The organism is Haloarcula ordinaria, from assembly GCF_029338275.1.
In the GTDB taxonomy this organism is placed as follows: Archaea; Halobacteriota; Halobacteria; order Halobacteriales; family Haloarculaceae; genus Haloarcula; species Haloarcula ordinaria.
On sequence record NZ_CP119789.1, the window covers coordinates 1872742 to 1897181 of the forward strand.

The 24440-nt window shown below is 50.1% G+C and carries 22 protein-coding genes; 18 read left to right on the forward strand and 4 right to left on the reverse strand.

The features are described 5' to 3' along the window. Positions 1-10 precede the first annotated feature (10 nt). From P1L41_RS09960 to P1L41_RS09970, 3 genes are read left to right on the forward strand one after another with little or no spacing between them, the layout of a single operon-like run. The gene (locus P1L41_RS09960) at positions 11-565 is read left to right on the forward strand and encodes a hypothetical protein (RefSeq protein ID WP_379788766.1); all 555 of its coding nucleotides are present in this window, start codon (positions 11-13) and stop codon (positions 563-565) included. Continuing rightward, complete coding sequence (locus P1L41_RS09965; protein WP_276295578.1) at positions 558-854, forward strand: hypothetical protein; 297 nt, start codon at positions 558-560, stop codon at positions 852-854. Before P1L41_RS09960 ends, P1L41_RS09965 begins: the two co-directional genes overlap by 8 nt. Further along, a complete protein-coding gene (locus P1L41_RS09970) occupies positions 842-1135 on the forward strand; it encodes a hypothetical protein (protein WP_276295579.1) in 294 nt (97 codons plus the stop codon). The genes P1L41_RS09965 and P1L41_RS09970 overlap by 13 nt, the downstream gene beginning before the upstream one ends. Positions 1136-1210: 75 nt before the next feature. Here P1L41_RS09970 and P1L41_RS09975 read toward each other — a convergent pair whose 3' ends face one another. Next, entirely contained in the window at positions 1211-3676 is a 2466-nt protein-coding gene (locus tag P1L41_RS09975; protein ID WP_276295580.1) for a DUF262 domain-containing protein, read from the reverse strand. A gap of 92 nt (positions 3677-3768) precedes the next feature. On the opposite strand from P1L41_RS09975, the gene P1L41_RS09980 reads away from it, so the two are divergent. Further along, positions 3769-3903, forward strand: coding sequence for a hypothetical protein (locus tag P1L41_RS09980; protein ID WP_276295581.1), 135 nt, complete (start codon positions 3769-3771; stop codon positions 3901-3903). Between the two features lie 25 nt (positions 3904-3928). Here P1L41_RS09980 and P1L41_RS09985 read toward each other — a convergent pair whose 3' ends face one another. Further along, a complete protein-coding gene (locus P1L41_RS09985; protein WP_276295582.1) occupies positions 3929-6610 on the reverse strand; it encodes a PGF-pre-PGF domain-containing protein in 2682 nt (893 codons plus the stop codon). 127 nt (positions 6611-6737) lie between these two features. Between P1L41_RS09985 and P1L41_RS09990 the strand changes: the two genes are divergently transcribed. The 7 genes from P1L41_RS09990 to P1L41_RS10020 all read left to right on the forward strand — a co-directional run bounded on the left by P1L41_RS09990 (position 6738) and on the right by P1L41_RS10020 (position 14719). Then, entirely contained in the window at positions 6738-6980 is a 243-nt protein-coding gene (locus P1L41_RS09990; protein ID WP_276295583.1) for a DeoR family transcriptional regulator, read from the forward strand. A gap of 247 nt (positions 6981-7227) precedes the next feature. Continuing rightward, entirely contained in the window at positions 7228-7713 is a 486-nt protein-coding gene (locus P1L41_RS09995; protein WP_276295584.1) for a hypothetical protein, read from the forward strand. 215 nt (positions 7714-7928) lie between these two features. Then, on the forward strand, positions 7929-8408 hold the full coding sequence (locus P1L41_RS10000; RefSeq protein ID WP_276295585.1) for a hypothetical protein: 480 nt from the start codon (positions 7929-7931) through the stop codon (positions 8406-8408). A 318-nt stretch (positions 8409-8726) separates the two neighbouring features. Beyond that, on the forward strand, positions 8727-9062 hold the full coding sequence (locus P1L41_RS10005; RefSeq protein ID WP_276295586.1) for a hypothetical protein: 336 nt from the start codon (positions 8727-8729) through the stop codon (positions 9060-9062). Positions 9063-9074: 12 nt separating this feature from the next. Next, the gene (locus P1L41_RS10010; RefSeq protein ID WP_276295587.1) at positions 9075-10208 is read left to right on the forward strand and encodes a DNA primase family protein; all 1134 of its coding nucleotides are present in this window, start codon (positions 9075-9077) and stop codon (positions 10206-10208) included. 502 nt (positions 10209-10710) lie between these two features. Then, positions 10711-13431: an McrB family protein gene (locus P1L41_RS10015; protein WP_276295588.1), complete on the forward strand. Its 2721-nt coding sequence runs from the start codon at positions 10711-10713 to the stop codon at positions 13429-13431. Between the two features lie 7 nt (positions 13432-13438). Further along, positions 13439-14719, forward strand: a complete 1281-nt coding sequence (locus P1L41_RS10020; RefSeq protein ID WP_276295589.1) for an McrC family protein — start codon at positions 13439-13441, stop codon at positions 14717-14719. Positions 14720-14742: 23 nt separating this feature from the next. Here the strand turns inward: P1L41_RS10020 and P1L41_RS10025 are convergent, their stop codons facing one another. Further along, positions 14743-15519, reverse strand: a complete 777-nt coding sequence (locus tag P1L41_RS10025; RefSeq protein WP_276295590.1) for a hypothetical protein — start codon at positions 15517-15519, stop codon at positions 14743-14745. Further along, positions 15506-15847 carry a hypothetical protein gene (locus P1L41_RS10030; RefSeq protein ID WP_276295591.1) on the reverse strand — a complete coding sequence of 114 codons (342 nt, stop codon included), beginning with the start codon at positions 15845-15847 and terminating at the stop codon, positions 15506-15508. The genes P1L41_RS10025 and P1L41_RS10030 overlap by 14 nt, the downstream gene beginning before the upstream one ends. Before the next feature lie 622 nt (positions 15848-16469). On the opposite strand from P1L41_RS10030, the gene P1L41_RS10035 reads away from it, so the two are divergent. From P1L41_RS10035 to P1L41_RS10065, 7 genes are all read left to right on the forward strand, one after another. Further along, the gene (locus P1L41_RS10035) at positions 16470-16739 is read left to right on the forward strand and encodes an ArsR family transcriptional regulator (protein WP_379788770.1); all 270 of its coding nucleotides are present in this window, start codon (positions 16470-16472) and stop codon (positions 16737-16739) included. A 1-nt stretch (position 16740) separates the two neighbouring features. After that, positions 16741-17256: a hypothetical protein gene (locus P1L41_RS10040; protein ID WP_276295593.1), complete on the forward strand. Its 516-nt coding sequence runs from the start codon at positions 16741-16743 to the stop codon at positions 17254-17256. A gap of 18 nt (positions 17257-17274) precedes the next feature. Then, positions 17275-17505 carry a hypothetical protein gene (locus P1L41_RS10045; protein ID WP_276295594.1) on the forward strand — a complete coding sequence of 77 codons (231 nt, stop codon included), beginning with the start codon at positions 17275-17277 and terminating at the stop codon, positions 17503-17505. Between the two features lie 272 nt (positions 17506-17777). Next, positions 17778-18518 carry a PD-(D/E)XK nuclease family protein gene (locus P1L41_RS10050; protein ID WP_276295595.1) on the forward strand — a complete coding sequence of 247 codons (741 nt, stop codon included), beginning with the start codon at positions 17778-17780 and terminating at the stop codon, positions 18516-18518. 180 nt (positions 18519-18698) lie between these two features. After that, a complete protein-coding gene (locus P1L41_RS10055; RefSeq protein WP_276295596.1) occupies positions 18699-19628 on the forward strand; it encodes a hypothetical protein in 930 nt (309 codons plus the stop codon). A 91-nt stretch (positions 19629-19719) separates the two neighbouring features. After that, positions 19720-23034, forward strand: a complete 3315-nt coding sequence (locus P1L41_RS10060) for an Eco57I restriction-modification methylase domain-containing protein (protein ID WP_276295597.1) — start codon at positions 19720-19722, stop codon at positions 23032-23034. Then, the gene (locus P1L41_RS10065; protein ID WP_276295598.1) at positions 23031-24404 is read left to right on the forward strand and encodes a hypothetical protein; all 1374 of its coding nucleotides are present in this window, start codon (positions 23031-23033) and stop codon (positions 24402-24404) included. The genes P1L41_RS10060 and P1L41_RS10065 overlap by 4 nt, the downstream gene beginning before the upstream one ends. Positions 24405-24440 lie beyond the last annotated feature (36 nt).

The following is a 24440-nucleotide window of genomic DNA, read 5'->3' on the forward strand; positions in this document are numbered from 1 at the left end:
ACGCCAGTCTATGAGCACCCGATGTCAAGTCCGGTTTACGGAGAACGGTTCTGACCGAGTCGCTCAGGTATACCGTCACTCAGATGGCTACCCTGGAAGCGTGCTCTCGCTGCTGGAACGCCTCCAAGAGTTGCTACACACTACTGGGACTCAACGGGACGCGAGTTACGCAGCGGCACAGTTCATCTTCATCGACAAACTCTGGTACATGGAACGGACCTTCCGCTGTCGGGATGGCGTCTACAATGACTTACCTGACTCGATTGTCGGAGTTCTAGAACCGGAAGACTGGAAGGATAAACAGGTCACACCGTCCTACTTCCTTGGTCACGGTGTCGAAGACCCCTCTCATGGTATCCACGGCGATGAAGAATACCTGTATGTCGTCGAACTTCCCACGAGAAGCCCCTTCGACGAGCCCAGTGAATGGAGGATCAAGGTCAGCAAGCACTGCGGCTTCCCAAGATGGGAAGACGAAGGAATCCAGAAATCCTTCGAGGTCGCAGATTGGCAGTTCGAGGGCACGTTAGAACAAGCGATAGCGAAGGTTGGTAGCGATGATTGATGACGAGCCGGAAGTAGATGTGCCTGAGGATTGGGTCACGGAAACCTGCCGATTCAGCGGGAATTTTAAGCTTATCGCAGAATTCGAGCACAAAGAAACCGGAGCCGAAGTGAGGGTCACTCCCTACAAGACCTACTCGCAGCCCGGCTTCTGCAACGCTCATCGCGTTATCCTCGTCCATGCAGAAGACGGAGTTGAAGAAGTGGCTGTAGGCATGGAGGTTGAGCATGTCGAAGATGCTGAGGAAGCCGCCGTTACGAAGATGGAGGAATTCAGATGCTCACAATGACTCCAACACCAAAAGACGACGAACTGCCCGATAGATGGGAAGCGACAATAGCCGAACTCGTCGAGCACAATACTCTCTGTGCCGTTTACGAATTAGAGGGTTCGGAGAAGATGATTCGTATCGTTCCAATTCCGACTGACCGGGTAGCTGACTACACGCACTCGCATCGGGTGATCCTCGAAACTCCTGAGAGGTGGAAAGAGGTCGTTGCTGAGGGAGAAGATATCGATGATGTACTGGATGCGAAATTGGCTGCGGTTGAATTGATGAGGCATAAATAAGGACCCCATCATCTATACAAGTGATATTTTTTACTTCCAAATAATTATCGAGAGTATCTACCTATCTGATGGCGGTTATAAAGTGCTAATTAGAAGGCGTTTCTCGAATTCTTCATCGATTTGTTCCTGAAGGTCTGCACGAACTGCGCCTTCATCTGCACCCAAACCGAATTCATCGTCACCTGTCTCAAACTCCAACGTTTTCAGGACGTCAAGCAATAGCTCAACTCGACGGTCCTTCATGGCCTCATAGGTCCAAAATGAATTAAAGTACTCAGTGATCTCATCGTCAAGTTCGGTTCGATCAGCCTCATCATCGTTGGCCTCACTAAATTGATTGCTGAGTGCTCGGAATTTCTCGTGATCAATGGACCCATCTTCTGCGGTAAAGTAGCGGTTTGGATAGATGCTATTGAAATACTCGACATTTTCATGGTATCGTGGCATCTTCTCTGCCAGGGGCCGATTGCTAGCACTAATATTGTCACTATCTCGTAATAGCAGGAAATTAGCAATATCGTCGATAAACCGTTGAGCGATGAGCTCCTCGACTTTTTCTATGACTTGTTCCTCTTCGTCCTCCAACTCATCTTCTTGCACAAGGGAGAGGTACCGCCTTATTTCGTCGGCGAGTTCACTATCGTTCTCTTCAAGATTGAAAAATTTCGGTAGCCAGACTGGATTTTCTTTGTCGTAGATCGGGGTTTGGGGTAGGACGTGTTCTAGATCTATCTGCCCCATATCGAGTTGCCGATCCAAGATCTCCGCTTCACGGTAGCGCTCGTGGGTGATGCGGCCAAACAGAAGTTTCACTGGTTTTGTATTCCAGTTCTGGGCTTGGGTTATGATGTCGACGAAGCGGTCACCGAACAGCGTAGGCGTGGAAGACCTTATTTCAGTGATAAGGTACTGGTTGATCTGCGCGTAGACATCATCAGGGGGAACTTCGTCTGCGAGTGGAGATAACCCGAATTCGTGGACAGCGTCGATGAAGATCTCACTGAAGATGTTGGGTCTCTCAGAGGCGAGAAGACGCCGGAAATTCAATTTTTCAATTGTATCTATAACCTTTCGGAAACTCGCTGCTCGATCCTCGGACCTATCTCCCGTATAGTAGTACAGGGCCAGCACTAATGGCCGCCACTGCTGCATTTGCTGATCGTTTAACCTGACAAGAATCTCTTGCACTTCCTTAGTATGGGCGGCAAGATTCAGATCTTCGTGGTTGAGATCAGGATCCGTGATATGCTTGAAGTATTCGACGAAGTCCTCGGCTTTCCTGACGAACTCTTTTGTCTCTTCAAAATCGTCATTGTCCAGACGGGGCTTCACGCTGTCTTCATTGATTCTACGAGTATCAAATGCGTTCGTCAATTGGCTACTCGCCCATCCAATCGTATCGACGTCTTCATCAACAATACTCAGATAAATAGAAAGATAGTCATCAATACGGTCTCCTTCGCCAGCAAATTCAGAGACAATCTTCTCCCATTTTTTAATGAAGTCATCTTTGTCATCGGTATCGTAGAACGCATTTACCACAGCAGAGCGTATCCGGTCGATTTTAGTGAGATCTACGCCCCGGTCGTTCAAGATCTCAAAGATTTGCATACGGAAATCCGGTGCAGAGTCCTGAATAACGTACTCCCCTACATGAAATGCATGCTGAATGTACTCACTGATGTTCAGTAGTGCAACCACGGCCTGATCCGGCTCCTCAGCGCTCTCGACGATGCCGGAGATCTTCCGATGGTAGAATTCATAAGCACTCAGCAACTTCTCGTGGGAGTCGTATAATCGGAAAAACGAGGAGGACCGCAACCCACCTGGATCTATTGACGCAATTTCCTCCTCCGTGATCCCCAACCGTTCAATGCACTGAGATACGCGGATCGCATTGTTGTTGTTACCATGGATATCAAATTCAATCTTGTCAGATGTGAGGTAGTCCAACTGCTCCTCTGATCCCAGAATTAGGGCCTCAAAGAACTCCTTATCATGCTTATTAAGCTCGAGTCGCGGCTCCTTACCAGACATTGAAGTTACATACAGAAGCTTATCGATGAGGTCTATCCCGTTGCTCCGAAATTTAGTGACCTCGTCGTCGTTAATCGTATCTGGGTTAATTCCCTGCAGATGTTCCATGATAACTCGGAGAAGGATGTGTGTCGTTGTGAGACGTTGTTGCCCGTCAATGACATCGTAGGCCTCACTATCCTTGTCCACAGCGAAATACATCGTGCTAAAGAAAACGTCGGAAATATTGTCCTGACCGGTGACCAGATCAGCATCGACGAATTGCTCGATGTCCAACCAAAATTGTTTGTGGTGCTCATCCCGCCATGAATAAGAGCGCTGGTACTCCGGAATTCTGAATTGTTGATCTTCGAGGACCTGCCCCAACTCCCGCTTGTGCATGTCGAAGTTCTTCTCTGCATTCTTTTTCATCACTTTGCCGTCGCCAACATCGTGAATCGGGAGCTCTTTTTTCTGCTCGTAGTCAATGAAAACAGAATATAAGTCGTCAGCGTCGTCTGACATACTCTGTTTGTCTGGGACTGGGCATATAGCATTAACGTCAGAAATACTGGCCAGTGTTTAGAGAAGAGTGCGGTGGCCACTGTGTCGGGTTGATGCTTGAAATCCTCTCAAAGGCAAAGGAAGATATAGTAATCTCCAGAGATATCTACTCAGATCCCTCTCTGGAGGTCGAGCACGTCAAAGATGCAGAGGAAGTAGCACGAACTGCGATGACAGCTCACCCCTGACACGAGAGACAGATAGGACAGATTCCTATCGCCTTATTCTCCATCCGACAAACAGCATGAGGGCGGTGAGAACCGATAGAAGCGTGAACCCAGGTCCTTTAGCGCCACTGGTTTCGGTGGCAGCATTACCTTCGGAACCCGATTGACTATCTGTCGTCTGTTCACCTGTTTGAGTCCCATTTTCAGTGGGTGTTCCGCCTGTTTCCTCATCGCCCGAGTCCGTCCGGGTATCATCTGTCTGGTTATCATCAGAGTCGGTCTGGTCACTCGTGCTCTGTGTCCCCACGGCGAAGTAGGAGAACCCAGGTGTTTCCACGTTGAGTACAATCCTATTGTCTGTCTCCTCTACAACATTCGTATTGAGGGTATTCCATTCACCATCATGATACCTGGAGACGGTCACTTCTGCTTCATCTGGGATAGCAGCCGCAGAAATTCGGAGTTGGAAGGACGCATTATTGAAGTCACCGTCCGCTATTGAAGACGAGATATTTAGGATACGGATTGACTGTCCGGGTGGTTGACTAACTCCGCTTGGCAAGGACGAAACTTCAGCCACGTTGACCTGGGCGTTCTCTACTTGCGTTGAGACGTATATTCTGGCTTGCTGGATAGAGACTGACCCACGATTGGACTGTGAGAAGGACACGGTAGCCGGTTCTCCCGGAGTAGCTGATTGAATCGTCTCCGTAGTCCTTCCAGTCGCTATCTCGATTCCTTCCTCACCGACTTGCTGGCGTAGTTGAGTAGTCAACTCACCTGTTCTCGTTTCGATAATCCCTCTGGCTTCCTCAGCCACCGCTTCGTAGTCAATATCGCCAAGCCTCTCAATGTCATAGATGACCAGCACTGAGCCTTCTGGCAGTGACTCATTAATTCTCGAAGTCGAGACGACTTCACCCTCTATCCGATACCTGCCCTCTTCAAACTCTTCAGGAGAGTCTTGGTGGAGAGACGAGACACCCATCACTAACAGAGCATCATCTCTCGACTGAGGGATGCTATTCCAAGCTACTCCCCCGTGCAGTAGATTGTCCTGCACAACATTCACGCAGACCGGTCCTTGCGGAGTTTGTATCTCCAGCAGGTCATCATCACAGCCGGTGTTATGCTCAAGCGTCTCTTGGACGCTGATCTGTTCTTGATACAGTCTCACCTCGGTTTCCACAACCTCTCCGTCAAGTGACTGCGACTGCGACTTGATGCTCTCTACATTGTCCACCTGTTGCGGCTGAAAGTCCTCTTCCACGACGTACAATATCGGTTCTCCGTCCTCCGAGTGAGCGATACCTGTCTGATCATACTCGTCGATAAACTGTTGGGCAGCACTCTGAGGGTCGAGGACAATTGCATCTACCGTCGCCTCAGCGTCAGTCCAGAACTCAGTTTCAAAGGAGAAAGTATGCAGGTGAGGTCTGCTCGGGTTGCTTAGTGTCGTATCTATTTGCTCAGTAGAAGTGTTCCGACTGAGTTCCCTAGTCTTACTTCCCACGTTCTGGAAGAGTGTCGATGCACTGCGAGGATTGTCTATCAAGACTCCCGAAGTTGTGGAGAGAGTGTAGTTCTCTCCGGAGTCCGGGTCTGTCAAGGTGGCGACGCGACGGTAGTGAGCATTGATTCGGACTAAATCAAGACGGTACTGTTCGGAGTTGTATGCGACCTCTTGGACGCTGGCTTCCGTCCCGGTCGTATTAAAAGAGGTTCTGGTTGAGGCGATGACTCCATAGGTGAGGTTTTCAGTAGATAGATTCCTTTCCAAGACAGCTCCCTCAACAGACGCAACTCCCTTTGTTGGTTCATCTCTCGTGAAAACTACGTAGAGTTCGTCCTGAGTAGCGAGAACAAAGGATTGTGCTTGCAGATCTTGAGACACGTCATCTCGATATGCTTCCAGCTCGTCCTCAAGAGATTCAGGGACAGCAAAAGCAGCACCCTCAATAGTAGTAGTCTCAGGTGGCGCTTCGGGAACGTTGACTGTCCTTGAGGTGCTTTCCGTGAGACTCTGCTCCCCCACGGTAAGTGTGCCCTCTACTGTGACAGTGGTCTCCCCGGATCTATCAAAGACCGTGGTCAGGTCTGTTTCAGTCGTCTCTCCGCCGGTCACAGTAATGGTCTCTGACGCAGCTTCCTCACCATCAACAAGCAGACGCAGGGTGAGTTCTCCCTCTTGCGCTCCGGTGAAACTCGGGATCTCGCTTTCTACTGTCGTCGTTGTTTCCTCACCAACCTGCGGCGAGTCGGGAGCGTCAACAGTCAACGAGAGATTTCCGTCAAACGAGATCTGCTCCTGCGGTTCCGAGACACTGAGGGTAGCCGTATCGCTCCCGGTGTACTCCTGCCCACCGAGCGCTACAGTAGCTTCAGCCTCAATGTCTTTGTCACCTGCTTCCTCGAACGTGTGTGTGGTTTCAACCTCCGTTGTCTCGCCATCAGCCACAGTAACGGTCTCAGAACCAATTTGCTCGCCGTTGCTGTAGAATGTCACCGTCAGTTCTTTCTCGTAATCACCGGGTAGGTCGGGTATCGAGACAGTCGTTGAAAGGTTGACTTGTTCACCTGTCGTCGCTCCCTGTGGAACATCCAAACTTACGTCCAGATTCTCTTGAGCTTCGACTGTTCCAATTCCAGCGAGACCTCCAGCGACCGCTACGATGAGACAAGCAATTACGAAAGTAACCGTCTGCTTATCATTTACTCCCGATGCCATTAGGAAATATATGTTCGGTGGCAACTGCATATAGGTTGTGTCTACAGCCGTATTGGTTGTAGCAAGCACTGCTAAAGCCATAATTTTCGCATAAGAGACTGGCCCAAGAAGATTGCCTTAAGTCGGCATGGCTGAAGACGAGTCAGATGGAGAATACTTCGTTGAGAAGGCCTCGGATGAAGATATTCTCAACTACGTCAAACAAGAGGAAGTCGTGACAACAAAAGAGGTCGCCGAACACTTTGAGTATCATCTTCAAACAGCCAGACGGCGGTTGAAAGGGCTTGAAGAGGAGGGAGAGCTTCGCAAGAAAGATGCTGGCAAGCGACTGGTTTGGTGGATACCGAGAGATATTGAAGAGAGAGATTGAGAGAATTCCGTATTTTACCGTCAACCGTGGGGGTTGTGTACCGCTGTTTCGGCGCTACACGAAAGCGGTCAAGACGTTACTCTTGTAGAACTCTAAATCAGGTATTCGTGCCGTCTATCGCGTTTGTAGGGAATATTCCGCCCGTGAAGACAACCGGGAAAACCGGATTCATGAACCCGCGTGCGGTTGCTTACCGATTGAATCGAGCGGCACAGCCAATTACTCCCGCAGGTAACATAGTCTAAAGATGGGGCTGGAAGACTTCAGAAAACCAAAGTCGGACTGGATGGCAGAATTTGAGAACCGTGTAGATTCCCATGGATACTCATTGAGATACCGTCACATATCTTCAAACTCTCACTACTTTCTGTTAGAGTGCAACGGCAGGTGTGTTGTCGGAAAGACCCATCATTCAAGAGAAGAAAAACGAGACAAGTCGTACATTAGCCTCAATTCTGTTGAAGAGGCGACCTGGAGAGACAACCCAGTGGAAATTCCATTCACCATCCAGGACGACTCTGAACTCGTGGACGTCTTCGGGATAGTCATTGACCATCGCAGTTCCAACGGCTATCAGCAGGCCCAGGACAATTTTCTCGTCTTGACCGAAGACATCCTTAGCGAAATTCCTACCTCGGGAAAGAAGGAGTTCCGCATCACCACAACTGGATATCGGCACCCCTTCGGCAAGCATCAGAACAGCTGGGAACGGCTCTTCAAGAATCTCAGGTAAGTCGATCCCGGCGAGCCTCAGTATGGATTAATGAGTACCGCGCTTGAGGCACACTGCCTCTCCTTCGGAACACGATACTGGTGGAAGTTGTCCTTCTCTACTTAGTCCATCTCATGTTCGCTCCGTCGGAACTCGTTGAGTTCTAACTAGCCCTAGCAGTACTTAGCAGAAACAGGAATGCTACGCCACTCTTTCGCCTAATCGGGTCTCAAAAGATGCCCGACATAGAACTTGACATGCCAGCCGGGGAATTAGAACAACGTAACCTGGACTGCTACGAGAAGATACGGGTAGCTGAACAAGCCGAGACTGTGTGGGTGGAAATAGAGGTAGAATCACCCCACATGGCGAGCTTCTTCGAGAACAGTGAGGTCGTCGAAAACGTGGCGGAGAGTGCCTCCCTCATTCAGGCATCAATGGAAGAGTATACCCAGGCGGTAGGGATCCTTCAGGAGTTCCTCAGCTCCGTTTTGGACAGCGTCTATACATTCTCTATCCGCGAGAATATCATCCAGATGACTAGACCGTTTGAGGAGTACGAGGAAGGGAAGGAATGGGCAGAGGATATAGAAGGCCGCTTATCGGGACTACCATCCCAAGTCACCCTAAAAGTGTATGAGGATGCTCACCCGGTGCCATCTCTCTGCGAACCAAAATCGCAGGGTGAACCGCCACGTGGCTTCGAGGGGGGCTAGTGTACTAGCGAGACTAGCAGTACAATATATCATATACCCAACCAATTTTATGTACCTCGATAACCCGGATTACAATGAGGCCATCCCATGCACTTTGAACTTCCAGACGCGCTTGCAGAGCAAGTCTCGGATGCTTACCAGGACGCAGGCTACGCCTCGAAAAGCGACCTGATTCGAGACGCTACTCGACGTCGGCTTGAGGAGCTGGATGTCGGATGAAAAACGAAGACGAGGGCAAGTCCAGAGCTTGCCCTCTGACGCTTCAAGAACAGTATGAACTACAGCAGACCCAGACCCCGTAATCAGAGGTCCTGAGCCATGTCACTGTACGAATTCCAAACGCATGAACGTATCGGGGGGCAGACAATTGCTAACTCAAAGGCAGAGATATCGAACAGCGGGAACTACGCTCTGTGGATAGACGAGGACGAAACAGAAAACGAAGATGAGCTCCACTTCCTCCGATTAGATAAGGAATACATCCCCGACGACGATGAGGTCTTAATTGAGACCGTCTATGAGCGGGTTCTCGGAGGGCATTTGCAAATCGGCAACGATGGCCATGCAGCCATCTTGCTCAAGGGCTGGGAAGCTCCAGACGGTACGCTTGCCGATGCGGAAGACCTGAAATCCCGACTATTGGAGGTTCTATAGAGGTGCCTCCTGATGGGACTTGAGGATTTTTCCACCGATCAGTGGTTCAAGAATGGGGTACTCCAGTCGGACTCACTTGCCGATCATGTGCTGACTGAACTCGATATCGTGACGCTGCAGGATACCGACGAGATGTACGTCTACGAAGAGGGTATCTACACCGATATCGGAGAGGAGCGTGTTGCAGAGTTTCTAACCGAAGAACTGGGCGACCGCTACTCTCGACACATCCGGCGAGAAGTCACAGAGGTCATCCGAAACAAGACCCGGAAGCCACGAAGCGAGTTTGGCCGCTCAACAGATTGGCTGTGTCTGAAGAACTGCCAGTACAACGTGCAGACTGGGAAAACGAAAGCCCACAGTCCCGAGGACGAGTATCTCTACAGAGTCGACGTTGCGTATCATGAGGAAGCTAGCTGTCCAAAGTTCGACCGCTTTCTCACTGAGCACGTCTCTCCCGAGCAGATTCATACCGTCTGGTGCATGTTCGCTCACGCGCTGCATCGGGGCTATCCCACACAATCGGCCTTTCTTCTATGGGGAGAGACAGCGACGGGGAAGAGCACCACCCTTCGAGTGCTTGAGAAACTCATCGGGATGGAGAACGTCGGTGCTCAGTCCGTTCGGCAGCTGAAACAGGGCAACCACGCGAAAGCCAATCTCTACGGCAAGCAGGCAAATATCGTGGCCGAAGCGCCGAGTCCTCGGGAGATGAAGCAACAGGAATTCAAAGCACTCACTGGTGGAGATCTCATCCACGCGAACCCAAAGCATCGGGAGCCATTCGAGTTCTATAACACTGCAACGATGATCTTCGCCACTAACGATCTCTTTGACATGGAGGAACTCGACGATCTCGAATCCGAGTACCTTCGCAGGTGGGAGATGCTTCCCTACAAGAATAGCGTGCCTGAAGACCAGCGAGTGGACAAGTTCTATCAGACGTTCACCGAGGACGATGACGAGATGCAGGGTATACTGACGCGAACGCTGGAAACGCTCTATCGGATGACTCAACGAGGTGGCCTCTCGTTCGAGTGGGATGAGCTGTACGAGTACTATACAGAGATCCAAGAACGGGTGAAAGCGGACGGAAACCGCGAAGAGGATGAAGTTGAGATAGATTCCGGGTGGTTCGATATCTGAAAGAACCTCATAAGCATATAAATGGGGATATAAAGTATAGTCGAATATCGCCACACGGTGGCGGATTTTGGGTAGGTGACGTACCTTTTCTATGGATCGGATACTGTCCTCTAGATTCAGCAGACCCTCAATGCTAGCAAGCAATCATCACATAGAGTGCGCCGAAACCGGTGTTTCCGTCCGACGTGTGGCGGTTTTCGGAATTTTATTTAAATACCGATATAAGTATCGGGGACCAACCAATGTGATCGGTATCAACTGATACAGAACTGAGTCAGTAGTCGTACCAATTGACTCGGAAGAGCTCGTCCTGCCCAGTGTGAATACGCTCCCGATTAATTTCATTTGTGTGATCTGATTCTTCCTGGGTAGAGTACTCAACTAATTCGTAAAACCACCAAATATGAAGAAAATTACAGGTTCCAATACGTGGCTATTGGATGATGGGGCCGATTTATGTTCCTGCTGTTAATTGGTCATCCCAACGGACTGATCGCTCTCAATGGAACATACTGATCAAGAGCGGATTATCGAGGCGTGGGAGGCGTTCGCTGATGCCGGTTTCACTTATGTCTCAGACAGTGGTGAACGCCGGAGTCGAACAGAGGTGCGTGACGAACGGCACGAACAGCTCGCGGTTCGGCAAGAGCTCCTCAATGACTTTCTCGAAGAGCAAACAGACCTGACAACGTTCAAGCGCCGGATGAACGAGGAGTGTGCCAGCAACAAGCTCTGGGGCTTCAGCGGATTCTCAGGCATGATGTTCTTCAACATGCTGGAGTCTGCCTCTGAGGTGGATGAGGAGACTGAGCTATCCACGATACTTCGAGAGGTCCTTACACCCCCAGAAGATCATGACACTGCTCGCTCTTGTCTACAGGATCTTGTTGAGTATGTCAATCAGTTGCGATCGGCGCTGGATGAGGGTCAGTCTGCTCCAGCCGTGGGCCATGTTCCGTATTTCGTCTCCTACTTCTGGCAACTCCACGACCCTGACACGTACCCTATCTACTACACCTCGATGCGCGATGCACTGGCGAACCTCGAGATCTGGACGCCGAGCGGTGATCACCCGAACGACTACGTCGAGTTCTGGGAGCTGAACGAGGAGATCCGCGACGTTCTTGAATCGCACACCGGGGAACAAATCCATCTCTGGGATATTGAACGTCTGTGTCTGTTCTGGCTGAATCGTGATGCTGTGTCGTCCCCTCAGGTCTGGGTCGAGAAGGCGAAGCCAACAGAGTGGAACTACGGTGACTCTGGATCTGGATTCGCCTTTGGGGAAGCACTCTGGGCCCCACAAGAAAACAAAGATGGGCAACGGATCTACGAGCGGCTCCGCGAACCCGCGATTGGGGACGTTGTGTTACACCTCTCGCGAGAAGATGATGCCATTGTTGGAACGTCTGTCATCGAGTCTGATCTCCAGACCGACTTCGAGATTCCAGAGGATGCTGAATGGTCTGCCGAGCAACGGGAGACGGGCGGTTACCTACGAGAACTCAAAGACTATCGCGACCTGACTCCTCCGTTCTCGGTCAGAGAGGAACTACTCGAGGTCGAACAGTTGGAGCCTTCGCTCAGACGTATTGCTGAGGATAATTCGGTCTTCTATACTGAGTCGTTGACGTTTACCCCGCAAGCATACGTTACGGAGGCTCCGCAGGAACTGGTCGAGATTTTGGCTCGGCAGAGTGAATCGCTTCGTGACCGGCTTTCTGAACTCGGATACGACCTGGACGGTACCACGCCCGCCGGGGAGTACGAGACGATCAGTGAGGCAACCGATGATGTACGAGACCGCCTCGATAGCGAGGAGGGAGATGAAACCAACCTACTGAATGACGCGATCACGACCGCGCTGATCGAGGAGTGGACAACGATGCTCTCTGGCTTCGAGCCGAACAGTGAAGTCTCACCGGCTGACGACGTTCGTGGCAAGCAGATTCTTCAGCTGTACGAGGACACGCAAGAGCAGTTCCAGAAACAGGCCGCGGCTCTTGGGGTTGGGGAACTCCCTCAGCTGACCCCCGCTGAAACGCTGTTCATTGTCTCATTTCGGGAATTACAGAGTGCGGCAGACACAACCGTCAATTTCAACCAGGTGAAGTACAACGTCCTCCGGAACGAAGCCTACACGGTACGACAGCCCCTCATTTCAGATCCGCCTGAAGGGGAACCACTCGAACCCGCACCAGCGCCGGAACGGGGTGAGCAGATTCGTGACCTCATTACCGACTTTGGACAACTCGTGTTTTACGGACCACCAGGCACGGGCAAGACCTACACAGCTCAGCGGTTCGCACGGTGGTGGCTCACAGAAGCTTGTGACACTCCACATCAGGAGCAGCTAGAGACAGTCACGTTTCATCCGTCCTTCAGTTACGAGGACTTCATCGAGGGGCTCACAGCACAGAAAACCGACGACGGTGATGTTGCGTATGAGATCGAGGCTGGTGTCTTCAAACGAATCGCAGAACGGGCACGCGAGGCATATCAAGAATCGCCAGACGATCCAGCACCCTACGTACTCATCATCGACGAGATCAACCGTGGTAATCTCGCTCAGATCTTTGGAGAGACGATCACTGGGTTAGAACGGGATAAACGACTGGGTGCCGACAACGAGGCTCGTATCTCACTCGCTCACTCCCGACGCTCTTTCACTGTCCCTCCAAACCTGTACGTCATCGGGACGATGAACACAGCGGACCGTTCGATCGCGCTCGTTGACGCGGCATTGCGGCGACGGTTTCGATTCATCAGCTTCCCGCCGAACTACGAGGCGCTGGCTCACTCCCACGGGTTTGGTAGCATAGATGCAGTTGAGCAGTCAGCCGTGACGGACGATGATCCGTACCAACGCCTGCTAGCCCTCTCGATTCTTGCTATCCGAAAGCTGAATACCCGGATTCTCGATGCTCCGGACTTAGGCAAGGGGAAACAGATCGGTCACTCCTTCCTCTGGGGTGTCGAGACGGAGTCGGACCTCTGTACAGTCTGGCAGTTTGAGATCCTGCCGTTGCTGGAAGAGTACTACTTCGGCCAATTTGAGCGGATTCGTGAGGAGCTGTTCCGCGGTAGCGGCGATGAGTTATATGATTTCGAGCGCGAGGAAGTCCGAGAGATAACGCCTTCGCGGCTGACTGATGGACTAACCTCTATCGTGAATCTTGATACCGCGATGGTGTCTACTGATACAGAAAGCGGAACCGATTGAGTGATCCATGGCTGAACCGGCACCCGAAACACTCGACGGACTCACTGACGACTTCGGGCTGTTTGAGCCGGATATACAGCTCACCGAGTATGAGTCTACACCGTACCGGGAGCTAAGCGACACAGCCCTTGCCAGCCTCCGAACAGATGTAAATCGGGATGGCGTCGAGAGGATCAAAGCGACATTCAACGCTGAAGGAGCGGTCTCGCTCAGCGCCACTCAATACGTGGGTGTGGTAGCACTTCGAGACGGGCCAACCATCGAGATCAGACCGAAGGCCGCAGGAACTCACCTCCTACACCTCCTCCGCTATGCCCAGGGTGTGACGACGACGACCATTGACCAGGAGGTCTCCCTCCAGGCGGGGAACACATTCATTGACGCGATTGGCTATCTGTTCAATGCAGAGCTCACCACAATCCTCGATCGAGGACTCCACAGCGAGTACCAGCGAGTAAACCAGGCCAAGAAACAGCTCCGGGGTCGGTTGGATGTCCAGCGGCAACTACAACAACAGCAACGCCCGGTCCTCGCGTTCGAGTGTGACTATGATGAACTGACGACGGATACCGTTGTCAACCGGGCCATTCTGTACGCGACAACCGTACTTCTTCGTCTCGTCCGGGACACAGACCTTCGGCAATCACTACAGCGCCATCAACACCTTCTTCGTCGTCAGGTAACCCTCACAGCAGTCGAACCCTCTGCCCTGGATAGAATTGAGCTGACGCGGCTGAACGACCACTATGGAGACATCATCCGGCTAACGAAGCTCGTGCTTCAGAGCCACTTCGTTCGCGAGTTCCGCGGCGGTAGCCGGGAGAGTTTTTCATTGCTCGTGGACATGAACCGCATATTCGAACGGGTCGTCGAGCGGGCGATGAGGAGCGCGGTTAGGAGGCGACCTGGGTGGACTGTGGATGCTCAGCACTCCAGCACCAATCTCATTGACAGTGACAAGCATACAGTCACGATCCGTCCAGACATCCTCATACGCGACGACACGGGGCAGGTGAGGTGTATCGGTGACGCGAAATGGAAGCTTGGATCGCCGAACAACAGCGATTTCTATCAACTTGCCTCGTACCAACTTGCGTTCGATGGGCCGGGACTCCTACTATATCCTGAACAGGATGGGATCGTTGCGTCGGAGAATACGATCGCAGGAGGTCATCCACTACATCTCGTAGAGATGCCAACGAAACACGAAGGGAAATCAGCCGGATACGACGCATACGTTGCAGAACTCGAAGAGCACGCTCGGAAAGCATTTAACAGAATCTGTTAGCCGCAGGGGATTTGAGACCATATTCAGCTAATGAACTCGGTCAATGTCCGAGCGGGCTCAATTCGAAATGCCCCTTCTGGCTCGAGATCTTTCCAAAACACGACACGCTGGAGGAGATCAATCTCATCGGTCTCCCCCTCAGCAAAATAGTTCATCAAATGTTGCCCACGGCTGAGGTTATTCAGCTCAGGATATGCGCGATCTTGGATTTGAGTAGGGATGTCCGTGTCCTCGTACTTCTTCTGAATAACAGACAGACACTCGCTATTCATCAAATAGACAGATTCGTATCCACGATCCGTCGGTAGCCAGTGGACTTTTAATTCTGACTCACCAGCCCGAATATGCAAATCCCCGTCTCGGTATTCACCCTCATGGTCATCATGCCATTGATGAACTATGTCCCAATAGGATTGAGAAATCGGGAGGAGAATTCGATCTGCGTTAGCCTTGTGAGCCGCAGAGATGAGAGAGTCATGTGTGAAGTTCTCGACCACTGAAACACGGTCATATTCCTCTGTCACATCGATTATTTCGTCACTAATCGCCATCACTTCGCCTCTCCAAATCGGTTTGGTTAGGTCTTGGGCTAGCGTTTTGTATCCTAATCCCACTCGATCATCTGAAAACACATCTTCAGGAATGCCAGTAATTCGACCTATCTGAATGAAATCTAACCCGCTGTGCTCTTGTGGATTAAATTGATCCCAATCAGAAATTTCTCTGAGTTTTGAATTATTTCGGTAGGCTTCCTGGGTTTCGCGCACAAAACTATCTACATTTTGCTCACTGAATGGCATCTAAATCACTCCTGACCGTAATATCTCCCGAATCACTGGTTATCTGTACTTGTGTCGAGTTGAGATCCCTTTTCTGAATCTGGTGTTCTATATGATCTATCCTATCGTTGAGATCGTTGAGAGTGGAGTCAATAGTGTTTATTTCACCACTCAATTCTTCTAAGTCCTCAGGTGCTGGATCCACAAACTCAAACCGTCTCAAAATGTCGTAAACAAACCAGCCTACGATTCCAATAGAGAGTAACCCAGTCCCGATATAGAAGCTATAGTCCGCTAACTTGAGTGAATTGTTGAATGAAATAGCTTTAGCGCCGAGAGCGGCCACCATCAGAATAAGACCACTACTTCCGGTGAAGGCCGCAAGATGATCTGCTATCAAACGTGGAAGACTCTTTACCAAATTATCCCCTCAGTGCTATGTCAACGATTCATTTGGGGGATGTAAGAATCTAACTACTAGGAAAGGTTAGACAACGCCCAAAAACTCCTTTCTCTTCTCTCTCAACTCGGTCTCTGTCGCTTGATCGTAGTGCCTGTGCAGCAAATCTGGGCTTACATCTATCCGGTCTAAAGCAACTTCTTTCGGGACGTTCGCGTTCTGGTGTCTCGTTATTGCCCCTCGATTGACTGCGTGGGATGAGCCGGTCAACGAACTCTTGCTCACAATAAAAGCAATAGTGGTCAATTCAGCGTGAATAGTTCAACCAGGGGGACGGGGGGAACGGGGAGTTCGGCGGGATCAGGACTATACAACGTTATGATAGACCCCCTATCGGTCCCACGTAACCACTATCGTCCGTGTGGCCGCAGTGATACTACCCAACGTCCACCCTGGTCTACACTCCAGTCTATCCAGCCATATCGTATTCATCGCCGTAATTGGAATGTGCCGCACGGTTGGCCACCCTACCTATATGATGGTGCATGACAGAGTCCGAGGTAGAAGCGGTATGAGTGTGAATTTCGAGCAATTAGACTGGAACTTGGTTAGTAACGTCAAGGCATCCGATAGACGAACGCAGGTGCTCAAGATACTCACCGAGAACCCTCGCATGAACGGAGAGATAGCTGACGAACTCGGCGTATCGACGAAGTGGGCTAGACGCCAGGTGAAGTGGCTCGAAAAGCGCGACCTTGTAGAGGAACTCACGACACATAAGCGCAACTACAAGCTGTATCGGGCTACCGAGAAAGGCAAGCAGATAGTGGAGGTGCTGTAAGATGCTGGGAGACTCCAATGCAGCCTTCGCTAATTCCCTCCAAGATTCTCTCGATTTCAGGATGCAGACGTTCCAAGAAGTGCTGATGGGAGAGATATCGCCTCTGGACAGACGACTTGAACTTGCTGGGCGTAGGCCAGGAATCGTATTCGGAGCAACAGGGAGTTCTCTTGGCGGTAGTCCTCAAAACAGTCGCGTCGGTGAAGACAATTCCATTGAGGAACCAGAGCGGGTCCGTTCTGGGTCAGAGACTTCCGACAACGTCGAGGTCGAAGTAGAATCACCAAGCGAGGATGAGCTCCGTGTAGCGAATTTCCTTGCTGAGGAGCACTCGGAAGCGGAGACGATTGCTCTATCGAGCGAGGATACAATTGAGGTTCGAGAAGCACCTGGAGGAACGTTCGTGGTGGATGTGGCTGAGGTACTGGAGAGAGAATTCGGTGAGGATTCAGGGTCAAGTACTCAGGCGTCGTCTGTCCCGAGTATGAGTACCGCCGTAGCGGAGAAGCTCGGCTAATATAGTTGGGTGCCGTACATGGGCCAGATATCGGTCTACAAGTATTCGATTCCGCTCGAAGAGACCGAGGACTGCTTTGAGTCTGCGTATGATTATCCCGAGGAGAATGTGATTAACAAATACAAGGAGGAAGGATATTTGATAGTCTTCCAAGACAAGGTCGTTCCTCATTTTCACAAGGACTCGGTGGCTGTGAAAGTAGATGTGATTGTAGAAGATGAGGTCGAAAGCGATGCTGAGAGTTCGTAATAGCGACCACAGAGAATCTTCGTGTCTGCAGATTTGAAGTGAAACCCCACATCGACGGGGGGCGGGATAATGACTGACGTTTTACACTCAAAATCGCCGGCACAGGCTATTTGAGTGGCGATTTTGCGGGCGGAGAATGAAGGGGCGCTTAGCAATCAACGGATAACACGAGGAGGGTAGGGGTAATCCCAGGCGAACACGGCTCTCCGTCAACTCTTGATGCTACAACTTAGCGGGTACTTTCTTGAGCCTCTGAATACAACTCACAAGCTATGAATGCCCGTGAAAACTTTGAGTCCTTGCTCTCGGGCCTTTCCAACGCAGAGACAGTAGCACCCAGCAGTATCGGCGGGCAGTTCTATTGCGAGAAAAAAGTTGATTTGGAACGGGAACACGGGGAAGTCGAGACACTAGAAAAACAGCGCGGGACTGAAACCCATGAAAAGGCTGCTGAAGATGCTGTTGAGGTTGAGATGGATGAGGTCTGGGATGCAATTGAACGAGGTGAACGCCAGATTCTGCTTGAGACTATGTTCGTCGGTGAAGCAGCTGATTTCACTATCGTCGGGAAGCCTGATTCGATTGTCTTTGATGACGGGGAGCCCCAGCTAATTTTTGACCGGAAGACGACATCTATCCCAGGTAATCTATTCAAAAATCAGCGTATTCAAGTCTGGCTCTACGGATACATGCTTGACAGTCTTGAATTCGACACAGATAATCTCCAAATCGCTATTCTAAGCCATGAACAGAGTCTTGACCCCGAAGTCGGCAAGCAGCTGCAGGACGTAATTATACAGAGCTACTCCGGGTATAGTACTGGGAAGACTGAGTTATCGAAGGAACCTGAAGCGTACATTTATCTATTTGATTATGACCCAACGGATCATTTAGAGGATCTGGATTGGGCACTTGAGTACTGGCGTGGAGATCGCGAGGCGGTTCCAACAAAGAAGGCAGCAAAATGCCGATCATGTCCATTGTCAACCAAATGCCCTGACTCCCTTGCTTGATTACTCGGAATTAGATTCACGAGCGGTTTTAGCGCGTATGGCCCACAATATCCCTCGACTCACAGAAACTACAAGACCTTCGAGAGAAGTACTTCTGAAATAGTGACTCGTCTCTATATTGTACCGGTTGGGGATGATTGGATAGATAATTTCCGGGAGACAGTTGGATCCTCAACACCGGTGCCTGACGCAGCCCCTGCAGATATCCAGAAGCAGGAGGAAGCTCGTATCTGGGGGACTACTGAGGGCCGACAAAAACGAACGTTCTTCGAGGAGATGGAAACCGGGGACCCGCTATTATTCTACAATACTGGTGAGTTCTTTGCTGCTGGTCGGGTCGGAACTGCGTTTGAAAATCCAAAGGTAGGTGAGGCCCTTTGGAACAATTCTGATAGTCGGTTCATCTACACCGTAACTGATTATCAAGAGATCACAGTCCAGCGAGAGAAATTGGCCTTGTTGCTTGGGTACGAGGAAGAATGGGTGCCCTATCGGTTCCTTCGGGTATCACCAGACGCTGTAAGCAGTCTTCTCCGTCAATATAACTCGATTGAAGAGGCTTTTCAGGACTTCCAGAACGGAGGAGAGATTGATGAACCAGACAATGGAGAAGACGAACCAAGAGAACACACTGAGATACAATGGCGGCTTATTCAGCTGGGACTTGCTCATGGTTACGATGTCTATGTAGCGAAAAACGACAAAAACCGAACTTACGATGGAAACCGGCTCGGGGAGGACTGTTTAGAAAATCTCAATTTACCCGGCTTTAGCTCCGCAGCGACGAGAATCATTGAGTATGTAGATGTGATCTGGCTGGAAGACGATTTCATTGTCAAGATGTTCGAAGTAGAGAGCACGACGAGTATTTTTAGCGGAATTCTACGGATGACTGACTTCATGGTGAAAGTTCCGAATATAGCAGTTGAAATGCATATCGTCGCACCAGATGACGATGAGGATAAGGTCCGAGAAGAGATTAATCGACCAACCTTCCAGCACGTTCTTGAACCTGCTGAGCACTGCAGTCTACGATATCTCTCATTTGAGGAGGTCAGGGATACTCACGATACAGTTGAGCAGGCGGGACCGCTACAGCATGTCTTTTAGACGGCGCAGCTAGCAACCGATCTCTTAGGCTTAAGACCCACTCCACGGAATCGCCGAAAGTTCAAGACGGTAGGCCATCGAAGTGAAAACAATGGTTCCAACTCAAATCACTCGTTCGGATATCTTAGAGTGGAACTCTCTAGAGGCTATCTCGCAATCATTCACTAAGAGAGGGCTTGAGATAGAAGAGGATTCTCCACAGAACGGAATTTCGCTCCGTTTTGATGATGTAACTAAATTTCTTCTAGTGTCGACTAGTGGGGATGAGGGGGGGACAGAAATCCCAGAAATCTTGGAAGAGCATACTGAAGAACATCCGAATATACTGGTAGCGAGTTCTGGGTACAGAAGATTCGATATCTTCTCGAGAAGCGATGCTGCTCCAGCATACGGACAGTTGAATTTTGACCACTTCGGTTTCGATATGCAGGAAGTGGCCGAAGAGGGAACTCACTCGCGAACGCTTATCGAGCGCTTGAATCGAATCGAAGGATACGATGGCGACTCTCTCAAGCGGATCTACTCTGATTTGGGTGTTATTGAGGAGTTCACAAAAGAATATCAAGAAATCTTAGAAGAGCTCACTAATCAGATCTCTGCCCCAGAAACTCTTGATTTAGAATCTCGACGTCATTATGCACAACGCTCGCTTAACCGAGTTATATATCTGTATCTGCTCCAGCAAAATGAGGTTCTCGACGAGAAGTATCTAGAGGACAAACATGGGCAAATCTCGTACTCGGGACGAGATGTCTATGATGAGTTCTACTCACCACTATTCCGTGGTGAGCTGCCTTCTGATACAAACCCGTCAGTAGAACCTTTCCTCGACAATTTCCTTTTCGAAGAGGGGCCGATTGAAGAAGAGCATCCGCAAATCCGTCCGGCTGCTTCTACCACGAAAGTCAACGAGCTATTTGAAGATGTCCTAACATTCCTTGATGAATGGGACTGGCACATCGCTAGAGAATATAATCTCAGACGCACTACGTGGGTAACGCCTCGAGTCATTGGCCATGCTTTGGAGCGGTATATCAACAAACAAGGGAGTGGCACATACCATACGCCGGAGCGTCTTGCTCAGTTTGTAGTGCAAGAGTCGGTTGAAGAAAGCCTCCTTACAAAGTTCAATCCCACAATCAATGACGAGTATGACTCGATAGAGCAGGTATTCGAAGAGGGCACGGCAGAACAGATTGAAGATTTGTATTTTGAGACTTTGTCAGATTTTTATATTGTTGATCCTGCAGTTGGAAGCGGTTCCTTCATTGAACAGGGGCTTGATTTGCTCTCAGACATTTATATAGAATGTTTTGACAGACTCGAATCGGAAGATTCCTTCAGAACTGACGAACTCCCGGACTATCAGTCGGATATTGATCGAGTTCTGTTGGCTAAAGAGATAGCAACCCGCCGCAATCTATTCGGCGTCGACCTAAACCCAGTAGCTAAGGAGCTAACACAGTTTCGACTCAACCTCTCGCTTCTAACAGCCGTCACTGATCCGGAACAGCTTCAATCACGGTCGCTACAACTACAGTCAGGATTCAATTTCTGGAGAGGGAACAGTCTAATTGGCTTTATAGAACCCGGAGAACCCATCACAGAAGGTTTCCAGACTCAGCTAACTACCGACCACCAGAATTATGCTGATCTCCGTCAGGCACTGGCCAATTATCGAGAAGGAGTATCAAGCAGTTCGAGCGATATTACACGAATAGAATCGATCTTGACTGAGTTAGAGGAGAGAGTTGACCAGAACTTCCATGATCAGCTCTCCGAAGTATTCTCTCAGGAGCTATCAGACGGCCAAATGCGAGATACACTCCATCCGTTCCACTGGTACCTTGCCTTCCCCGACATCATTGCAGGAGGCGGGTTCGATGTAGTGGTCAGCAACCCCCCTTGGTTAGATCTCAAGGAAACAATTAGCGGACGCTCTGCCGATGCTGAAGAAAGGGCAGCGATCGAATATCAACAGGAGTATTTCAATGAGAGTGAGGCCTATCAGCTCCAGGGAGATCGATCCGCGAATTTGAGTTCGCTATTCATAGAAAGAGCACAAGCAATTACGGACGAAGAAGGGGTTATTTCGATGTTGGTCCCAGAGACCATTTTTTCTGCTAAAGAGTTCACTACTCTGCGTGACCACCTTCTCAGAAATGCAGCAATTGAATACGCTATAGGATTCGAGAATCACGGCATTTTCTCGGATCTCCACCGGCAGTACCGATTTGGGCTTCTCCAATTCCATAATACGGGCGAGACGAGTGAGATCAAGACGATATTCCGTCAGACAAGTTTAGATATTCTCAATTCACCGTCTGAATCGCTCTTAGATATCTCTCCTGAGACGATCAGAGAATATTCTCCAAATCGATTCTCTTTCCCAGCAGTAGAGACAGCAGATGATCTCCAGAGCCTGCGGAAAATTGTCCAGCATAGATCCTTAGCGGACGACCAGGGCTGGGATATTGAAACGTTTAGAGGGCTGAACCAAGCGCGAGAAGCGGAGTATCTGTTTGAAGAAGAGGAGCAAGGATCTTATCCAATCTATGGTGGTCGAAATATCTACCAGTTCGTCCATGACCGCTCATTCTTCGATCTAGATGGACCCTCGTACTGGGGTGTTAGTGAAAACGGGGATCGACCAAGTGCTAAGACACGAATACGAGAACGCGAATTTCACGAACTAGAAAGGCGATTTGCTGACGTTGTCGTAGAGCCTCAACAGGTGGCCTTTGGGGATGGTACGACACTTGATCGAAACGACGTCCCGATGCCGTTTGATGAATATCGCATTGCCTATCGCGATGTTGCCAGCTCAAAGAACGAGCGAACCGTTATAGCGTCGGTGATTCCTCCGGGAGTTGTGTGTCTAAATACGTTGCATACGATCCATCCGTATGACTGGCGTCGTCAAGACCCGCAGGTGGGTACCACAAACCCAGATGATCTGTTTAGACTGACATACAATCCGGAGGAACTCTTCTGTCTTCTGGGACTTCTGAACAGTATTCCATTCGATTACCTGATGCGGACAAAAGTGGAAACGCATCTCTCTGACTATCTCATGAAAGAATCCCAAGTGCCCCGGCTAACCAGCGATACCGACTGGTTTGACCTTATTTGGGAATCCGCTGCTCAGCTCAATTGTTATGGTGACTCTTTTGCCTCGCTGAGGGACGAGCTCAGTATTCCTCCCCTCCACGATGAGGGCGAGCGAAGACTTGCACAGGCCACAATCGACGCTGCTGCCTTCCGAGCTTATGGCTTCGAAGATGTTGATGTTGTCTGGTCCGTCATAGATTCGTTCCCAATTGTGCGATCCCCTCGCGTCATGGATGACAGGTACATGGACGAAGTCCTTGATCAATTTGAGGACTTGGAGGCGAGAGAGCTATGAGCGGTGACGGGCTCACCGTTAACGAGTGTGTTGAGCGGGCAGTTCAACACCTACCAGAAGATGACGAACCAGTCGTCAGCGACGGTACCGATGAATATGCTCTTCTCCTGCGTAGGCTCTGTTCTCAGGTTCGGGAATGGGAGCAAGCTGATGAACAACTTGAAGAAGAACACCTGGAACTCCTCATTCACCAGTCTTTGAACGAGGCAAGTCTGGAGGATAACGTTACTAGTGCATTTCAGAGGGAACTACGTACAACACTCGACTCTACTGCGACTGAGAAATTCCGAATTGTGTTCCCTCTTAATATTCGGGAAAGACGGAACGAGAGTGTTCCACGGACAATCAGTGCTAATTCATCCACGATCCGAAAGCTCGACGAGGATCAGTGGAATGAGCTACATGACGAAGCGAAGAACTCCTCGGAGACAGACGATAACGAACAATCTTACCACGAGTTTCTTCAAGACGCTTCGGAGAAGATAGTTTCTAGTCGCCACAACGTTTTCTATGAGTTCGAAACTAACGCACGGAACAGCAACATTGCTATTTCTTTGCTAAGTCAGGATTTAGATATTATTCTCGGGAAGCTCAATTTCACTGCGATAGACTCCAGTTTGGACCAGACAGCTTTAGAGGAGCTTCGATCTCTGGATCGGTTGTTGCCTGAGGCGATTGTCCGTCCCGGAGTCTATCTCGTGACGGAAGATGGTGAATATCAAGACTATCATGCTGGGCCGCGGCATAGAGCATACAGTGGCCTCCGTTTACCTCGCGGTTTTGAGGCTGATTTTGATTCTCTACGACAGTTCCCTGTCGAGGCAGCCAGCCAAGAAGTGGATTCTGATATCGCGGACGCGTTCAGAGCGCTCCAGTCCGGGCTAACAGCGACAACCAATGAGAACGCATTTCTATACTATTGGCGAGGTATCGAGGAGATCACTCTCCATGCTCGAGGTGCGAGGTCTCAGGAAGCATTAGATCGGACACTTCCATTAGTCCGTGATGAGTTTGACCTCGAAATTCTCGAGTCGATAACCGAAGACTTGGCCGAGAAAAGAAACGAGATCGTTCATTCGGGGATTGAGTCGCCAGTGTACGTGCGTGATGTGAACCTGCTCCGGCAGTTGCTATTCCTTTCTATCGAAGAGATGCTCTCACTGCGCAATGATCAGTATACTCGGAAACAGATCTTGGGTGTTCTCAAACGGGGCCTCGTAGATGAAGAACAACTTGGAGATCTAGAAGATAACGTGAAAGAAGAGAAGTCTAAAAAGGATGATAAACTTGAAGAAATCGAAGGTGCTCGCCGCTGGAAAAAAGAGAGAAATCCTACCGAATCAGTCGAGAGAGCGCAACAAACAAACTAATCGTATATTGGTTCAAAAGGACGCGAGGAGTATGTT

Excerpts from the sequence above, each read along its gene's own strand:
- P1L41_RS09960 (WP_379788766.1), top strand. The coding sequence starts at position 11 with ATGAGCACCCGATGTCAAGTCCGGTTTACGGAGAACGGTTCTGACCGA.
- P1L41_RS09965 (WP_276295578.1), top strand. The coding sequence starts at position 558 with ATGATTGATGACGAGCCGGAAGTAGATGTGCCTGAGGATTGGGTCACG.
- P1L41_RS09970 (WP_276295579.1), top strand. The coding sequence starts at position 842 with ATGCTCACAATGACTCCAACACCAAAAGACGACGAACTGCCCGATAGA.
- P1L41_RS09975 (WP_276295580.1), bottom strand. The coding sequence starts at position 3,676 with ATGTCAGACGACGCTGACGACTTATATTCTGTTTTCATTGACTACGAG.
- P1L41_RS09980 (WP_276295581.1), top strand. The coding sequence starts at position 3,769 with ATGCTTGAAATCCTCTCAAAGGCAAAGGAAGATATAGTAATCTCCAGA.
- P1L41_RS09985 (WP_276295582.1), bottom strand. The coding sequence starts at position 6,610 with ATGGCATCGGGAGTAAATGATAAGCAGACGGTTACTTTCGTAATTGCT.
- P1L41_RS09990 (WP_276295583.1), top strand. The coding sequence starts at position 6,738 with ATGGCTGAAGACGAGTCAGATGGAGAATACTTCGTTGAGAAGGCCTCG.
- P1L41_RS09995 (WP_276295584.1), top strand. The coding sequence starts at position 7,228 with ATGGGGCTGGAAGACTTCAGAAAACCAAAGTCGGACTGGATGGCAGAA.
- P1L41_RS10000 (WP_276295585.1), top strand. The coding sequence starts at position 7,929 with ATGCCCGACATAGAACTTGACATGCCAGCCGGGGAATTAGAACAACGT.
- P1L41_RS10005 (WP_276295586.1), top strand. The coding sequence starts at position 8,727 with ATGTCACTGTACGAATTCCAAACGCATGAACGTATCGGGGGGCAGACA.
- P1L41_RS10010 (WP_276295587.1), top strand. The coding sequence starts at position 9,075 with ATGGGACTTGAGGATTTTTCCACCGATCAGTGGTTCAAGAATGGGGTA.
- P1L41_RS10015 (WP_276295588.1), top strand. The coding sequence starts at position 10,711 with ATGGAACATACTGATCAAGAGCGGATTATCGAGGCGTGGGAGGCGTTC.
- P1L41_RS10020 (WP_276295589.1), top strand. The coding sequence starts at position 13,439 with ATGGCTGAACCGGCACCCGAAACACTCGACGGACTCACTGACGACTTC.
- P1L41_RS10025 (WP_276295590.1), bottom strand. The coding sequence starts at position 15,519 with ATGCCATTCAGTGAGCAAAATGTAGATAGTTTTGTGCGCGAAACCCAG.
- P1L41_RS10030 (WP_276295591.1), bottom strand. The coding sequence starts at position 15,847 with ATGGTGGCCGCTCTCGGCGCTAAAGCTATTTCATTCAACAATTCACTC.
- P1L41_RS10035 (WP_379788770.1), top strand. The coding sequence starts at position 16,470 with ATGAGTGTGAATTTCGAGCAATTAGACTGGAACTTGGTTAGTAACGTC.
- P1L41_RS10040 (WP_276295593.1), top strand. The coding sequence starts at position 16,741 with ATGCTGGGAGACTCCAATGCAGCCTTCGCTAATTCCCTCCAAGATTCT.
- P1L41_RS10045 (WP_276295594.1), top strand. The coding sequence starts at position 17,275 with ATGGGCCAGATATCGGTCTACAAGTATTCGATTCCGCTCGAAGAGACC.
- P1L41_RS10050 (WP_276295595.1), top strand. The coding sequence starts at position 17,778 with ATGAATGCCCGTGAAAACTTTGAGTCCTTGCTCTCGGGCCTTTCCAAC.
- P1L41_RS10060 (WP_276295597.1), top strand. The coding sequence starts at position 19,720 with ATGGTTCCAACTCAAATCACTCGTTCGGATATCTTAGAGTGGAACTCT.
- P1L41_RS10065 (WP_276295598.1), top strand. The coding sequence starts at position 23,031 with ATGAGCGGTGACGGGCTCACCGTTAACGAGTGTGTTGAGCGGGCAGTT.